We start from the raw sequence: 17,019 nt of genomic DNA, 5'->3' as shown, positions 1-17,019 counted from the left end.
ATGAGAAAAGCAAATTTTTAAACTGAACAAACTTTTTTGTATTATTGTAATCTCTTTCAAAGTGGCACCATTTCAACCGAAATGGGTGGCACGGTCCGACCGAAATACCCAATATAAAGTAAATTATTTTTATTAGCAATAAAATCAGAATCGGACAGCAACACATTTAAATTTCTTTTCAAATATCATATATGATCTTACAAATTAAATTTAGATCGGAATTGAAATGTTAAAATTTTATTAAATTAATACGTACTTGATTTTTACAAATCATTATATCGATAAAATAGTACTTTTAATCGATATTTTTAATCATTAGGTAAAAATAATATAAGCATAATATTACATTTGTTTTTTCTCTTTATTTGTAAGCAATAAACAACCGTTTAAATAATTTACAATATGAAGAATCTTTTCTCTCTCCTCTTTTTAGGATATATTTCTTTATCACACGCACAGGATAAAATCAAATTCTCTTACGATGCTTTTACTGGGAGCCAAGTAAATAGAACTCTTTGCATCAACTGCTTATCTTCAAAAACTTCAAAAAACACTGAAGAAATTGAAGCTATCGAAGAAGAGGATTTATTGAAATTTTCTCCCACCGATGTTATTTCATACTATCCAAACCCTGTTAAGGAAGAGCTTTATTTAAAATGGGATCTAATCAATGAAAACTTCGTTACATCAATAGTAGTAACTGGTATTAATGGTCAGTCATTACTGTCTTATAAAAATCAAAAAGAAGTTAATTCTCAAAATATTCCTTTTCAAAATTTACCAACAGGTGTTTACATTGTATCGCTGACATACAATAATGGAGAACAAAAAACAATCAAAATTATTAAGCAATAGCATATGAAACAGTTTTACTTTTCAATCTTATTTTTTATCAGTTTAAGCTCTTTTGTTTCAGCACAGGTAAACCCAACTGGAAGTTCTACTGATGTTGGAATTACGGATGGAAATCTTTCCGTTAACCTTTCAGGAGGAGCATCTTATTCGATACCAATTCTTGCCCCCCCCGGGGATTAATGGTGTGGAACCGCAGATAAGCATTTCTTATAATAGTCAAGGCAGCGTTGGAGCTGCCGGATATGGATGGAATATTTCGGGGATATCTTCTATATCTAGAATACCAGCCACAAAATCTCATGACGGAATAATTGATGGGGTTGATTTTAATGCAGTAGATCGTTTCGCTATTGATGGCCAAAGACTTGTTTTAAAAAATATTTCTCAAACCTACGGAGCAGATGGCACTGAATATGAAACAGAAATATTTTCTAATATAAAAGTCAAATCTTATGGAGTTCATCCAAACGGTGCAAGTTATGGACCAGCTTTCTTCTTAGTCGAATATCCTGACGGATCAAAAGCATACTATGGCAATTCAACTGATTCAAGATCTGTAACCGAATGGTCCATTACATCCTGGGAAAATGTTCAAGGGATTAAAATTATTTACAACTACAATTCCACAAATAATCTGCTAGAAATTACTTCAATAAAATATGGCTTTACTGGCTCAACAGTTCCTATAAATGAGATAAAATTTATTTATGAATCCATCTCTCGTCCCGAAAGTTATTATGTTGGCGGGCAGAATATTACAAGAAACAAAAGATTGCTTGAAATCAACACCCTAAGCAATAATATCGGATTTAGAAATTATTTTCTTGAATATTTAACGACATCTCAAAGTTACAACCTACTGTGGAAGATAACAGAAAAAAACGGAGATAAAACTAAAAGTTTAAATCCAACTGTTTTTTCTTATGAGAATACTGATACTGCAATTAATTATATTTCAAATCCTACGATTTTAAATGTAGACAACCTTTCTTCACTCAATGCTTCTACAGTCACAGGAGATTTTGATGGCGATGGCAGTATGGATTTCATATTATATCCTCTAACAGGTGCCAGCGCTAAGAAAAAAATGTGGATGTTCTCAGGAATATCACCTAATACGAGTGCTCAGACTATGCCTAATTTCGGAGCTCCGCTATCTTTTTCCAATACATTTGATGAGATTTTTGCTGTAAACTATATCAATTATCAGGATTATCTAATGCCTCTTCAAGGTTGGACTGTGGTTCAGGGAAGTACTTTTACGACATACGCTTATTCTCCCTCATCTTCATTTGTTCAGCAAGATCAAAAAACATATACATTCCCTAGATTTATTCTGGACTATAACAATGAATGTGGAGGCGAGTCTCCGGATATTGTTAACCCAAATACGGCAAAAATACAGGCAAAAAATCTAACAACTAACGGAGCAGGGTCTATTCATTATCATTATGAAAGTGATATTCCACACGCCTACATCAGTGGAGATTTTAATGGGGACGGCTTAACAGATATTGTCGCTTACGAAAAATCATTTACCTATCCGTTTACTTCAGGATGTTCAACTTATGAATATACTTATCATGGTGGACAGCTTTTCTTTATAAACTTGGATAAAAGATTAACTACTAATTATACAAATACAGCGGGCAATCTATATCTTAGCTTTAGCAGCAAAATTTTTGTTGCTGACTTTAATGGCGATGGGAAATCAGATATTTACGTTTTCGATTCTGGATCTGTAAATGTATATACATTAGATTCTAACAATCAATTTACTATATTAGCTCAAGCTCAATTATACGATTCCTCCATTAATATCAACAGACCAATTATTATTGGCGATTATAATGGTGATGGAAAATCTGACTTCATGCTCCCAGTTGAGCAAAACGATGCATGGTATTTGTATAAATCTACTGGTACTGTTTTTATTAAAGAATATAAAATTATGGGAAACTTTATACTCAATGACCCATACAATTCATATAACTACTTTGCATCAGATTACGATAATGATGGAAAATCTGACTTGACAATAGTGCAAAACAGCCGGAACAGCAGTACAGGAACAGGCACGATAAAAATAACCGCAGTATCGGAAACCCAACTTTACACCTATACTACAAAAAGTGCAATAACTACACCGCAGTCAAGCATAGACATATATGCATTGCCAATATTTCTTCCATCAACCGATAAAAAAAATCCTCATTTTGAAATCGCTTTTATCAACAATAATAAACTTCATTTCTTTAATTCCCCTAAAAACACCAATAAGGATCGCTTGTTAAAAACGATAACCTATGGAAATGGCGTCCAGGAATTTATTACATACCAATCATTAGATCCAATTTATGAATACAGCTATAACAGTATTTATAACTCAAGTTTGACAACAGAAAAATATCCTTATTTTGATATAGTTTCTTCTCCTGATTTTCAAATTGTAACGTTATTGGAAAAAAAGAGTGCTTCTGTATCTAAGATGAAACGTTATGGCTATTATGGCGCTGTGACAAATTTAGAAGGCTTAGGATTTCAAGGGTTTAGATCTATTATGGAAACCAACTGGTATGATAACTCAAATCCCGTAACCTGTACTATTTCAAGTTCAAATATTAGGCTAAGAGGAGCAGAAACTGATAGTTACTTCTTGCCTTATTTAGCTTATCCATACCGTAATTTTTCCCCTTCAAGTTATACTACAAAATCAACCTTATCGTACACACCCGCAACTGCTGATCTTGCATTACAGGGAAATAAGGTTTTTAAAATACAAAATACAGGTTCAATTACAGTAAACACCTTAGATAACACAAGTGCTGAAACTACCAACATTTTTGACTCTTATAGTAATATTACTTATTCCAAAACGGAGACCAAGGAAGGATCGTCCAGTCTTCAAACCAATGAGACCAGTATGGTATATGAAACCCCAGTTTCAAATCCCCTCTATATACTAGGCAGGCCATCCAGTAAAACGCGAAGTAGTGTAGTGTCCGGGCATACCATGACAAGTAATGAATCATACACATACAATTCCAGTTACCTATTATCTGATATATCCAAAAGCGCAACTGGTACATCCACCATCACAGAACACTTTGATTATGACTCTTTTGGAAATATAACGAAAAGAATGATTTCCTCTGCATTATCAGGGGCAAGAAGTACCTGGTTTGAGTATGATACATCGGGAAGATTCATGACAAAAAAAACTGATAACGATGCATTAATATCAACATTTGAGTATTATTTAGATAGCGGTTTGTTAAAGAAAGAAACAAATCCATATGCCCAGTCAGTATCATATACCTATGATTCATGGTTTAAAAGGTTAACCGCTACAGACGATCTGTTAAATAAAACAGTGACGACAACATACTCCAAGTCATATAGTGCACAAAATGGATCGCAAACAACAATTGCAACCACAACTGACGTACTAGACGGCAGTTCTTCTGAGGATATATTTGATGATCTGGGCAGAAAGATCAGGGTAGGTACAAAAGATATAAATGGCACATTTTCTTACGTGTCGTTCGTATATGATATTTACGATCGAAATTATAAAATTAGTGAACCGTATTTTGGAGCAAGTGCATCTCAATGGAATGAAACCAAATTTGATATTTACAGTAGACCAATTGAAAATACATTATTCAATGGGAGGACTACAACTGCCCTATATGAAGGACTTGCTACTACTATTACAGATGGAGCAAACTCCAAAAAAATAACAAAAAATGCCATTGGGAATATAATTTCCTCATATGAGCCAACAGGAGGAACGATTGCCTATTCCTATTTTGCGAATGGGAATTTAAGGCAGACTAATTACAATGGCGTCAATATTGTAATGGAACAGGATGGCTGGGGGCGAAAAACAAAACTTACCGATCCTTCTGCAGGTGTTTTCAATTATAAGTACAATGATTTTAATGAGCTTACAGAAGAAAAATCACAAAATGGAAATGTAATTACTTCCATTATCCGCGATACAAGCGGCAGACCCTTAACCAAGACAATCGCAGGAGGTGGATCGAGCAGTGAAACTACATATGAGTATGATGGATCAAAATTACCAGTAACTATCACGTACGAGGATAAAAATGAACCTGCAGGGTCCAATAAAATTGTTACTACAATAATTTACGATAATGCCACTAAAAGAGCAACGTCTATTACTGAAGAAAAAGCCGGCATATCAAAATTTACACGTTCATTCGAATATGATGCACTAGGAAGGATTTCTATTGAAACAAAAACCGCTCAGGTAGGGGGGAAAACCAGTGCTATTGTTACTAAAAATGAGTATAAAAATGGTGAACTATATAAAATTTTAGATGCAAACAATAATGTACTTTGGCAAGTAAATACCTTTACTGCTAAAGGGCAAATAAAAGAAAGTGTATTAGGTAATGGAATAAAAGTGACCAATAATTACGATTCTAATGGCTATTTATCGTCTATACAACATGATAAAACGACAACTCCAACAGGGAATATTCTAACCCTTACGACCCTTTTTGACAAAAACACGGATAATCTAGACAATCGTGTTAATAGTGCTTTTGGAAATTATACCGAAACATTTAAATACGATGACATAAACAGATTAAAGAAGTTCACTAATAAATTGGGTATCGAAGAAACTCAAAACTATGATGCTTCAGGAAAAATAAGCAGTAATAACCTAGGTAGCTATGAATATGAGCCATCAAAACCCTACCAAAATACCTCTATCACACTGGCGCCGGAAGGTGTTGGCTATTATGCAAACCGAGAAGGGATTTTTAATGACAGTATGGAAGACAAAAATACATGGGGACCGGCAGCTTATCCAGACAATTCGTTTTATACATATGATAATTCCAATGCATATACGGGTGCAACATCACTAAAGATGACAAATAGTACTTCCACGGAGCAGTATGTACATAATGATAAATGGATTGCCATAGATAATGAAGTTCCGACAGAATACACATATTCGGCTTGGGTTTATTCTGAAGGCCCACAGGCAGAGATTTTTTTAATTATGAGAACACCGTCAGAAGCAGGATATTTTACCGATATCAGCAACCAAATAACAAATGTCACAAATCAATGGTATAAAATCGAAAAGACAGTTTTAATCCAGCCTAATATCAAAAAATTAAACATTCGCCTGGATAACAACGGTTATGGAAACATGTGGTATGATGATGTACAGATTCGTAAAACAAGTGATACACCAACACCAGACAGAAAATTAAACATAACTTATAACGCTTTTAAAAGCCCAATTCTAATTGACGAAACTGGTGTAGATAAAATAAATTTCCTCTACAATGACAACAATCAGCGCAGCATGATGTTTTATGGAAGTCAGCAAGTGGAAAAAATGGACAGACCATTACGAAAATACTATTCTGCTGACGGAAGTATGGAAGTTAAGCAGAATACAGCTACTGGTAATATCGAGTTTCTAACGTATATTGGGGGTGACGGGTATAGTGCCCCTATTGCAGTAAAAAGTGATGGCATAAATTCTCCAGAATATTTATATTTACATCGAGATTATCAAGGGAGTATTTTAGCTGTCACTGATTCAAACGGATCAATTGTTGAAAAACGTTTATTTGATGCTTCGGGAAGTGTTATACAAGTGCAGGATGGAGCAGGAAATCATCTTGCCGGATTAACAATTTTGGACAGAGGCTATACAGGTCATGAACACTTGCAGAGCATTGCACTTATAAATATGAATGCAAGATTGTACGACCCTATGATTCATAGGTTCTTACAGGTTGATAATATTATACAAGATCCTACTAATACGCAAAATTATAATCAGTATGGATATGTATTGAACAATCCGCTTTTATATACAGATCCAAGTGGTAATTTAGCACAAGGAAGTGGACCAGGCAAAGATTGTGTAGATTGCGGCTGGTTTGCAGCTATTGCTAATGGGGTCGCAACTATAGCCCAAAATTGGGATAATTGGCGAATTAAAGACTGGGCAAACAGAAATTTAAATTTCAATAAATGGGATGAATGGCGTAGGGAGAAACTTAGCCTTAGAAATATATTTGGCGGAGGTCATAAAAACTCTGGCCCTCCCCCACCTCCGCCTAATATGAGTAATTATGTGAGTTTGCCCAACAATATTTCTTACACATCAACACATCAAACTGGTAAAAAAGGACAGTGGAACTCTAATTTAGGCGATCAATTTAAATTAAAAACTTACGTGTCTTTGAGAATTGGTACGCAAAAAATGTTTGATGTGAATGACACTTTCTTCAATGGTAAAGATGAGGGACGAAACTATCAATTTAATTTAGGAAGATATAATTTAAATTTTAGACCTAAAGATAATAGATTAAGATTTATGTGGCCATCTGACCAATATTCTTCACAAGGTACCAGTTTCGGTATGGATGGAATAGGTTATCACTATAACGTTAGAGGACTAAAAGGAAAAAGTGCTGGCTTTGATGCTGCTTTTAGGCCAGGTGGCCATACTGTTTTGCTCGTAGGTAAATTTATTTTGGGATTAGTACAACCCCAGACGATACCTTTATTAGCTGAAGAAACGACAGTAGAAGCAGCAGCAGTAATTATTTATACTTATGCATTTTAATCACATGAAATTAAATAACTTCGCTTTAAATAAATTTTATATGAAAATTATATGTGTTATATTATTGCTTCTCATTTTTTTAGGTTGCAAAAAAGATCTAATTGAAAAAGAAATGAATTTAATGAACGAAATGAATTTTGTTCCAAGCAAAAGCATGAAAATTAAAAATTTGTTACCTTTTAAAAACGACCATGTTTGTATTGGTACCTATGTATTAAAAAATGACTCAATTATCTCACAATACGAAATTGAGTCAAAGTATTCATTAATAGTAATAAAACTTAAGAATGTTTCTAAGAATTGTGCTTTCAATAATCATCAATCAGCTAATTATCCGACACCGGGTTATTTTTCTACTATTAACGAAGGGTTGTACGAAGTCAATTTAAGTCCAGAAATACTTAAAGACGACTATAAAATTAATAGCATAACTTTTTTTTCAGATAATGAGATAAATTACCAAATAAATAATGACACTATAAAAAGCTTTAATCTTAATTTTAGTAAATATGTCATCAAAATTAATAATGAGGATGCAAAAGTAATATATAGTAAAATAGAATATTATGGACTAAAAAATATAAATGCTAACATAGTAATTTATCAAATTGAAGATGAAGCATATATTTTCATTATGACACCTTTGAAAAAAAACATTCACATGGACAAAAACAAATTGAATGAACATCTGTTCGGTAATAATTCATTAAAACAAAAGATTTAATTTGCAAAATCAAATTTCAAGATGCAAATGAAATAATTTTATGGAATCTCCCGTAAAGTGGTTAGAAAATTGTATGCTTCCCAAAACAACGAAAAAGTTTTAGGTTTCTCCGAAGCTTTTTTAGTTTATTTCGGAATTGTAAGATTAGAAATCTGCTCTATTATTTGCTAAATAATGTATTATTACACAGTACATCTTCTCAACTGATGGAGATTGAACAAGAATTTATGCAGCGATTTAGAAAATCAATTGTGATCCAAATTTTCTCTTTTTTATAGTGAACTTAAAAATATTTGTAATTCTCATGCTGAATCAACGAAAAGTATCAATATAGTCAATGACTTAAAAGGATATTGTGATTTAAATAAAATTCAGAAATATTTAAATTATTAAAAACTATTGATCTAGTGAAATTTGATCTGTGGGAATTTATAAATAATCTTAAATTGGTTAAAATAAAATTGTTCACGAAAATTCAACAATCAAAATTACAGATGGTGATTATGCATCAATTAAAGAATTTTCGAAAAATTATTTCTCGCTTAAATCAGAAAACCAAAATTCAGAGTTTTATACAATCATATTGGATAATCATAATTTTTTTATAGGATTGTCTAAGTATGGTTGAATCACAAATTCAAGATGTCATGAAAAATTACAGTCACAAATATAATTAAGATGTTTACAGCTATGCTATCTTAAAATTCTATTTCAAAGTGATTCTTAATTGTTTGATTTGGATCAATAATTTAATATTGAGGGGTATTTATTCTTTTTAAGTCTTCTTGAAAATGGTTCGAGAATTGTCTCGTTAGGGCTACTAAGACAAAGCTTCAGAGAAATCTGGAGCTTTTTTTGTTATGATCAAGATTGCAAGTGCGAAGTCAGGAGACATTCGCACAACGCTAATAAGAACTACTCTGCGGAGAGCAAGTTGATGTCCTTCATTATCTATTGTTAAAACACACATTTTCAACATATTTATAATCATACAACCAAGTTCATAATAATTAATCTTAATTTGAGGTGTATAGAATTCTGATCTGTCTGACCTTGGATTATTAAAATACTTCTCAATTATTTTTTTAAGATTCTCCAATTTTTCAATCTCATTAGTTTCCATAATATCTTATTATTTTTATTTGCATAGGTCAGGAAGTTTTTACAATAAAACAGGAACATATATGACTGGATTTATACGTTCCTGCATTTATGACTGTCTATTCATAAATATCAATAATCAATCTACTAAAACAAAAGAGTAGAAAAAATAATTAAGATTGTTGGAAATAATATAAAGGAGATTATAAAAGAAAAAAATCTTAAAGTAAGACATATTGCTCACGATTCAGATTTAGATATTGAAGCGTTAAGAAGATATATGTTAGGCAAACAAATTATGGGAATCGACAAGCTTATTCGAATCAGTAAAGCTTTAAATGTAGAGATATCAGAATTATTCCGAGAAATATAACCCGCTACTAAGACAAAGCTTCAGAGAAATCTGGCGCTTTTTTTTTATATACCATTTCTAAACTCCGCGAATTTTGATTTTTTGAGTTAAACACAAATTTTACAAGTACAAAACTATCTGTAAATTCAGCCTAAAATCCCAATCTCCCCAAAACACCCTAGCCATTCGTTGTTTATATTCTTTCGTTTATTCGTCAGTTTTTAGGCTTTAATAATTGTCTAATTGATGCTAAATGGCCAAATAAAACAATAGGTACTATAAATGTTGGCAACCAACTAAAGGGAAAATTTAAAATCGCAATATTGGGTTGCTCAAAAGCAAATTTTTGAATTGGTGACGGTGTCGAAAAGAGTGCGTTCACAACAATACTTATTAAAAGCCCAAGACAAATAAAATTCCATATTAAAATTACTTTTCGGCTTAGTTTTGCTTTTGTCAATCCAAAATATGCGACTAATGGCGCAGAAATCCCCGCTAGAATGTCAAAGTTTCGACCTTCAAAAGTCATCAACTCCGGAATTGCTTTGTTGAGAAAAAGCCAAAACAAAACTATTTCAACTGGTATTCTGACAACGTTTAGATATGTCAAATTCTTAAGAGGTAAACTGTCAATAAATTGCCTGCCTTTTGAAGTTGCAAACAATAAAATAATTATCAAAAGTGTCGGCAAAATTCCTATCAACATTATTTTTGGCGGAAAAGAATTTGTGTCAGAGTTGTAAATATTTTTGAATGTCAAAACCAACTGTATTGTCAACCAAATTGCCAAACCTATAAAAACTGTCGTTGCTTTTTTTCGTGTCTCTTCAGAATTTGAGCTTCTAATTGTCCAAATAAAAAGCAATAAAGTCGCAACTGTTGTCAGTCCGAAAGTCAACGAAATATATGTTGGTAAATTATCAATCATTGTCTATTTTTTCAATGTCTGCGGTGTCGTTTTACAATGACAGCTAACTTTCATATGTGCGATAAAACCATCTAAATTTGGATATATTCGATAACCAATAATTTACGAATCTAAAAACACTCAATAATGAAGAGATAGAAAAGCACCCAGGTTCCAATAAAAAAGAATCCAAGGTACATGTTATTTAAATTTTTCTTTAAATCCCTTTTAACTATAAGTCGATATAAAATCCATACCAAGAAAGTAATCGTCAAACCTATTACCATTACAATTCTTCCCATAATTCATTTTTTTTTGACAACACCTAATTTCAGTCGTCTGTTAGCTTTTTTTTATGTTGCCACTAAATTCTGGTATGATAAAGCTTAGTGAATCTTAAGTAAATATAATAATTTAAGATAACATTCACAAATACAAAGCGCAAAGCACAATACTAAAACAAAGGAATATTCTTTCAAAATAAAAATATTTTCAATCTTTATAAAAATTATTTTTTTAATAAAACAAGAGAAAAATCCTCGTTATCCTTTTTTTAATGTAAAAACAATCAATTATTAATCAAATAAATACACAACAGTTAACTTGATTTATTTATGATTAATTGTTTCTAAATGTGATATTTTTAAAATATCAATTCAAAAAAAAACCTAAAATCTGTTTGTATAATCTTAAAATTAGTTGCATTTTTGCACCCACATTAGAGAAGTAGGCCCGTTCGTCTATCGGTTAGGACGCATGGTTTTCATCCATGTAAGAGCGGTTCGATTCCGCTACGGGCTACTAAAAAAAAGCTCCAGAGAAATCTGGAGCTTTTTACTTTTACAGGATATAGCAAAATTTAAAATTCAGGTAAAATACAAATGGAAAAAGAAATAAAATTATATCGAAATTCAAAGAAAACAAAAAAATTATTACTTACTTCTTTAGGAGTCTGTCTTATTTTGCTCCTTGTTATTCTTTACAGTGCGGGAATATTTGATAATGAATTAAAAACCAAACCGCTTGTGTTTTCTATTGGAGCATTTTTAATCATGCTTATACTTTTATTAAAAAGCGTTCTGAGCCTAAAAGACAAAAGCCCGTTAATTGAATTAAACAATCAAAACTTTTACGGAAAAACAACACCAATGTCAAAATCTTTTGGAATCGTGAATTGGATTGATGTAGACAACATCGAATTAGAAAAAACCGGAGGAGATAATCTCGTTGTTGTTACGATTAACAATCCTGAAAAATACGAAGGAAGGCTTTCGAAAATGATGTGGAATATCGCCCATAACAAAAACACTAATCAGTTGACATTAATGTATTCAGCTTCTGAAATTGATATTGATGCTGATGCACTTTTTACCTCATTTAATACCTTATGGAAAGAAAGTACTTCATCAAATAATTAAAACTAAAATGAATGTTTTGCTAATTTGAAAAAATTCGAAGAGGTGAAACACTACTACAATAAAATTAAAAACAAAAAAAGACTATTCAATCGAACAGTCTTTTTTTTGTTTTAGTCAAATTAATAAGCTTAAGCCATGAATAAAGCTCCTTTATTATAATTGTATAAAACCAAATCGTAAGGCACTAAAAGTGGTGCTATTTTTTCTGAAGCTGCATCAAATTCTATCCCGTTATGTTTTCTGAATAAATAAATTTCTTTCAAACAATTTGATAAACTCTGATGAATCGATGTTGTAAAAGTTGGCAATTGCTTATCTCCTACCAATAAATCAATTTGATAATTAGAGCTGCTTTTAGACAAATTATTGCCTATGATTTTTATCGTAAATGTTGTTGCTTTTCCGTGTTGTTCACCTTGATATTGTATTACCATAATTTTATTATTAAAAAGGTTAGATTATTTTATACTTCTATTTATTTTTATGCAAATTGAAGAATTAAAGTTATGAAAAAAAAGCAAAAGTGTAAAAAATACAGTCTAAATTAAATGTTATTTTTTTTTTATGCTACATCAGCACTTCTACCCCAATTTTATCTTTATTCAGATTCTCATTTTTTTATTTTAATTTTGATTAACTAATCACAAAAACCTCATATTATGGAAATTAAACCTATTGCACTATTTTTATCTGCTCTTGTAACGCTTGTAGTTGGATTTATCTGGTACAACCCAAAAGTGTTTGGGACAATCTGGATGCGGGAAAATAATCTGACGCAGGAAGAACTTCGAAAAGGAAATATGCTCAAAATATTCGGATTGACTTATATTTTCTCTTTAATGATTACTGTTACGCTAATGTCATTAACCATTCATCAAACCGGTGCTATTGGTATGGTTGGCGGACCGCCGTTAATCGATAGCGCAAAACCATCCTTTGCTGCTTTTATGGCAGATTACGGAATGGCATATCGCACGTTTAAACATGGAGCGCTTCACGGATTCATGTCCGGATTATTATTTGCTTTTCCGATCATTGGAATTAATGGCTTATTCGAAAGAAAATCATGGAAATACATATTTATTCACGCCGGGTTCTGGGTGATAACACTAACTTTAATGGGCGGAATTATTTGCGCATATGCATAAATTCAAAAAAAATAAAAAATAAAAAAAGCCCGTTTGAAATAAAATCAAACGGGTTTTTCTTAATAATAACTTAAACAAAGTGAGTTGTTATAAATATTATCTAATTTTGAAAAAATTAGCTCACACTTTTGAATACAACTTATTCTTTTCAAATCTACAACAGTGCATCATTACTACCTTTAGAATGGAATTCACTGGCGGCAGATAATATTTTTTTGACCAGGGAATATCTCGAGGTACTGGAAAACTCTTCTCCGGTAAATATGATTTGTCATTTTATTGGGATTTTCAACGAAGATAAACTCGCAGGAATTGCCTTAACTCAATTTTTATTCGCAGAAAAGCTGGATTCTTTTGGAGAACGGGATCAATGTTTAAAAACATCTGTACGCAATTTTGCATTCAAAAACTTTGCTTCACATGTTTTATTCGTTGGTAACAATATGCTCACGGGACAAAATGCTTTTGCATTTGCTCAAGACATAAAGCAGCCTAAGGCCGTTAAAACACTTCACAAAGCAATTAACCAGCTTAAAAAAGACCTGAAAGCAAACGGAAGAAAGGTTCATATAACAAGCATAAAAGATTTTACAGAAAAGGAAATTGAGCCGCTACAAGCTGAATTTAAAAACAATTATACGTTTTCGACCCAACCCAATATGATTTTCGAAATCAACAAAAATTGGACAACTGAACAAGACTACATTGATGCTTTATCAAAAAAGTATCGCGACCAATACAAACGTGCCCGAAAAAAAGCGGAAGGAATTGTAAAGAAAAAAATGGCTCTGGATGACATTAAGAATTATGAAGATGTTATTTATGATTTGTATTTTCATGTGGCTAAGAACGCGCCTTTCAATACTTTTTTCTTAGCACGAAATCACTTTAGTTTTTTTAAAGAAATCATGAAGGATAATTTTTTGTTTTATGGCTATTTTCTAGACGAAAAACTAATTGGTTTCAATACGCTAATTAAAAATGGAACCGCGATGGATACCTATTTTTTAGGTTATGATGAAACGATTCAGCGTGAAAAAATGTTGTACTTAAACATGTTGTACGATATGATTGCCTGTTCGATCAATCAGGGTTTTTCAGAAATTGTTTTTGCACGAACTGCTTTGGAAATCAAAAGTTCTGTTGGAGCAAAACCGGTAAAAATGTATGGATTGATTACGCACAGCAACGCTTTGATCAATCATAACATTGCTAAACTTTTCAATTACCTTGAACCCAAGACCGATTGGCAGGAACGAAATCCGTTTAAATAAATAGCTTTTGCAAAGTTGGTTTGCGCATTTTTCTCATTTCGATAATAAAACCATTTTTTTTCAGGAGCTAATCCCGCTCCCGAAGCCCAATGTCATTTAATTTAAAGAAAATTTATAATGCTTTTGCCGAATGGATCTCGCGCAAAGTCGCAAAGCCGCCAAGTTGACATCCGTTTTCTTTGCGACTTTGCGACTTTTCGCGAATTTTTTTAGCCATAATTGTCCTTAAAAAAGCTTAACTTAATGACATTGACCAAAGCCTCGGGACCGGCACAAAAGGATTCCCACTTCTATCCTACCGTCTGGACGCAAATATTGTTAATCAGTTTTGAACATGAATTTGCTTCGCCTGTTCGACTTTCAGCCTCGGGTCACGAATTTGCACAAATTTTAACAGGTTAATTTAGTTTGTGAAATTCGTGTTTGTTTTATACTTGTATCCACACGGTAGACTTCTATCGGGGCTAGGGCAATCATTTTCATAATAATATTTTCGTATAGTTTGTCATCTCGACTGAAAGGAGAGATCACACGCAGAACTCGACAAAGATTGGTAACTTTTTTTATGGAATTACTTGTGTGATCTCTCCTCCGTCGAGATGACAAGATTGTGGTAACTTTCTGGAACGTAAATCTTTGTCAACTTTGTCGAAAGTGAAATTACTTTTTAAGGAATTGCAATTTTCATTTGTTTGTGCAAAATATGAATTTCTAAAGAAGTCTGTGCACCGCAATACTCACCGTCAATCTGAAAATTTACAGGATAATCTGTTTTTATCGTGGCTTTGTCTGTCGAAATAATCACTATATCATCAGAATCAATTGGCATATTACCAGTAATAATTTTTCCGATTAGTAATAAATCAAGATTCTTGAGGATCACCAATTCAAACTTCCCGTCATTCATAACGCCATGCGGATTGATAACAACTCCTGTTCCGTATTTTTGAGAATTCGCAATGACAATCATTCTTGCGGTATGCTCAACCGTTTTATTATTTGCCGAAATAGTTGCTACAAAAGGTTCTTCTGACTCTTTCAATGCCGAATAAGCCTGCAAGGCATATCCCCAAAAACCGCGTAAATTACTTTCTTCGTAATTCTTAACCAGATTGGCATTAACACCAATATCGCTTAAATGAATACTTTTTTTACCGTTGATACAGATCATATCCATTTCGATATAACGATTCAGAAAAGCAATTCTCAGATTCTCCTCAATGGTAGTAGGCAAATTCAGGTCGACAGATAAACCATTTGCCGATCCTGCAGGCAAAATACCTATAATTACATCAAACTCTTCCATGGCTTCAGCAACCATTTTTATAGTTCCGTCGCCACCGGCAACAATAATTCGTTCGGGTAAATATTGATTATAACGTTTTTGTATTTCTCTTTGATCATTTTTACCTTTGGTTTCATACACTTCCAGATCAAAATGATTTGTAATTGCAAACTCTTCAACTGCTTCAATCAAATCTGATTTATCCAAGTCTCCGGAAATAGGGTTTACAACAAATATGATATTCTTTTTCAAAATTTTATTTTTAAAGTCAATTAAAATAATTAATTTACAGCATCTATCTATAAATATACGTAATTAATGAAACCAATTTTACAATTATATCGAGGTTATGCCAATGAAGAGGAATTAATTGTAATGGGCCATGTTTTTAAAAGAACGTATGATTATGATTTCCAGAAGAAAAACCTAAAAAATGCACGTTCAATCATTAATCAGTTTAGGATAAAAACACTTGAAAATTTTGATATTTATCTAAAGTGCGGCAATCAGGAAATTCATACTAAAACATTAGACGACGGCTATTTTAAGTTTTGTATTCCACTTGAAACAGAAACTTCTTTTGGATGGATGGAATATGAAGTTAGCATTAAAGATGAAAATGAAACCATCACTGAAAAAGGCAGTTTTATTAGACCTCACAAAGGAAAATTAGGAATAATATCTGATATTGACGATACCTTTTTGATTTCGCATACTCAAAATTTCTTCAAAAAAATCTATATTCTTTTATTTAAAAATGTAAATGATCGTAAAGTCTTTACAGATGTTGTATCTCATTATCAGGCTTTGAGCTCAGCCGGAAGAAACAATAAAGAAGAAGAAAATGCCTTTTTTTATGTTTCAAGCAGTGAATGGAATTTGTACCGGTTTATCGTGAAATTTACTAAAATACATAAATTACCAAGAGCTGTTATTTTATTGAAAGATATTAGAAGAGGCATCACGGATTTTTTCATGAGCGGACGCGGAAATCACGATCATAAGTTTGATAAAATAAAACATGTTCTGGAGTTCTATCCTAATCTTAAATATGTTTTACTGGGTGATGATTCACAACACGATCCTATTCTCTATGAACGAATCTGCAAAATATTCCCTGTGACTGTAAAGGCGGTTTACATCAGGCAAACGGGGAAACATCAAAAAAAAGCAACTCAGGTTGTTTTGAAAAACTTAGAGAATTTAGAAGTCTCTGTTTGTTATTATAAAGACAGCAGCGAAGCGATTATGCATTCTAAATCTATTGGCCTAATTCAGTAGATTTTTTTGTTCCAAGTTTTAAGTTTCAGGTTTCACATCT

Annotated in this window: 13 protein-coding genes and 1 tRNA gene; 10 read left to right on the top strand and 4 right to left on the bottom strand. The window is 32.3% G+C overall.

Annotated elements, in window-relative coordinates; genetic code table 11:
• Window positions 1-402 precede the first annotated feature (402 nt).
• The 4 genes from NJT12_RS19750 to NJT12_RS19735 are packed head-to-tail and all read left to right on the top strand — an operon-like array spanning window position 403 to window position 8,213.
• Window positions 403-855 (top strand): T9SS type A sorting domain-containing protein, encoded by a 453-nt coding sequence (locus tag NJT12_RS19750; protein ID WP_271337644.1) that lies wholly within the window; start codon window positions 403-405, stop codon window positions 853-855.
• 3 nt (window positions 856-858) lie between these two features.
• A complete protein-coding gene (locus NJT12_RS19745) occupies window positions 859-1,035 on the top strand; it encodes a hypothetical protein (protein ID WP_271337643.1) in 177 nt (58 codons plus the stop codon).
• 4 nt (window positions 1,036-1,039) lie between these two features.
• Window positions 1,040-7,489, top strand: a complete 6,450-nt coding sequence (locus NJT12_RS19740) for an FG-GAP-like repeat-containing protein (RefSeq protein WP_271337642.1) — start codon at window positions 1,040-1,042, stop codon at window positions 7,487-7,489.
• Between the two features lie 40 nt (window positions 7,490-7,529).
• The gene (locus NJT12_RS19735) at window positions 7,530-8,213 is read left to right on the top strand and encodes a hypothetical protein (protein WP_271337641.1); all 684 of its coding nucleotides are present in this window, start codon (window positions 7,530-7,532) and stop codon (window positions 8,211-8,213) included.
• Window positions 8,214-9,033: 820 nt separating this feature from the next.
• Here NJT12_RS19735 and NJT12_RS19730 read toward each other — a convergent pair.
• Window positions 9,034-9,336: a hypothetical protein gene (locus tag NJT12_RS19730; protein WP_271337640.1), complete on the bottom strand. Its 303-nt coding sequence runs from the start codon at window positions 9,334-9,336 to the stop codon at window positions 9,034-9,036.
• A gap of 147 nt (window positions 9,337-9,483) precedes the next feature.
• Here NJT12_RS19730 and NJT12_RS25190 point away from each other — a divergent pair, with 147 nt between their 5' ends.
• Window positions 9,484-9,687 (top strand): helix-turn-helix domain-containing protein, encoded by a 204-nt coding sequence (locus NJT12_RS25190; RefSeq protein ID WP_414655401.1) that lies wholly within the window; start codon window positions 9,484-9,486, stop codon window positions 9,685-9,687.
• Between the two features lie 193 nt (window positions 9,688-9,880).
• On the opposite strand, the gene NJT12_RS19725 is transcribed toward NJT12_RS25190, so the two are convergent.
• Entirely contained in the window at window positions 9,881-10,594 is a 714-nt protein-coding gene (locus NJT12_RS19725) for a hypothetical protein (RefSeq protein WP_271337639.1), read from the bottom strand.
• A gap of 708 nt (window positions 10,595-11,302) precedes the next feature.
• Between NJT12_RS19725 and NJT12_RS19720 the strand changes: the two genes are divergently transcribed.
• Together NJT12_RS19720 and NJT12_RS19715 are read left to right on the top strand one after the other, a co-directional pair.
• Window positions 11,303-11,374 (top strand) — tRNA-Glu (locus NJT12_RS19720).
• 80 nt (window positions 11,375-11,454) lie between these two features.
• Complete coding sequence (locus tag NJT12_RS19715; protein WP_271337638.1) at window positions 11,455-11,991, top strand: STM3941 family protein; 537 nt, start codon at window positions 11,455-11,457, stop codon at window positions 11,989-11,991.
• A 128-nt stretch (window positions 11,992-12,119) separates the two neighbouring features.
• Here the strand turns inward: NJT12_RS19715 and NJT12_RS19710 are convergent, their stop codons facing one another.
• Window positions 12,120-12,425 (bottom strand): hypothetical protein, encoded by a 306-nt coding sequence (locus tag NJT12_RS19710; protein ID WP_271337637.1) that lies wholly within the window; start codon window positions 12,423-12,425, stop codon window positions 12,120-12,122.
• A 225-nt stretch (window positions 12,426-12,650) separates the two neighbouring features.
• Between NJT12_RS19710 and NJT12_RS19705 the strand changes: the two genes are divergently transcribed.
• Together NJT12_RS19705 and NJT12_RS19700 are read left to right on the top strand one after the other, a co-directional pair.
• Entirely contained in the window at window positions 12,651-13,139 is a 489-nt protein-coding gene (locus NJT12_RS19705; protein WP_271337636.1) for a DUF1761 domain-containing protein, read from the top strand.
• Window positions 13,140-13,267: 128 nt separating this feature from the next.
• Window positions 13,268-14,413: a peptidogalycan biosysnthesis protein gene (locus NJT12_RS19700; RefSeq protein ID WP_271337635.1), complete on the top strand. Its 1,146-nt coding sequence runs from the start codon at window positions 13,268-13,270 to the stop codon at window positions 14,411-14,413.
• 667 nt (window positions 14,414-15,080) lie between these two features.
• Here the strand turns inward: NJT12_RS19700 and NJT12_RS19695 are convergent.
• Window positions 15,081-15,950, bottom strand: a complete 870-nt coding sequence (locus tag NJT12_RS19695) for a diacylglycerol/lipid kinase family protein (protein ID WP_271337634.1) — start codon at window positions 15,948-15,950, stop codon at window positions 15,081-15,083.
• 66 nt (window positions 15,951-16,016) lie between these two features.
• Between NJT12_RS19695 and NJT12_RS19690 the strand changes: the two genes are divergently transcribed.
• The gene (locus NJT12_RS19690; RefSeq protein WP_271337633.1) at window positions 16,017-16,979 is read left to right on the top strand and encodes an App1 family protein; all 963 of its coding nucleotides are present in this window, start codon (window positions 16,017-16,019) and stop codon (window positions 16,977-16,979) included.
• Window positions 16,980-17,019 lie beyond the last annotated feature (40 nt).

The sequence above is a fragment of the Flavobacterium azizsancarii genome, assembly GCF_027980145.1.
Lineage (GTDB): Bacteria > Bacteroidota > Bacteroidia > Flavobacteriales > Flavobacteriaceae > Flavobacterium > Flavobacterium azizsancarii.
The sequence above is the reverse complement of the archived record's forward strand: the minus strand, read 5'-3'. Positions and strand labels throughout refer to the sequence as shown.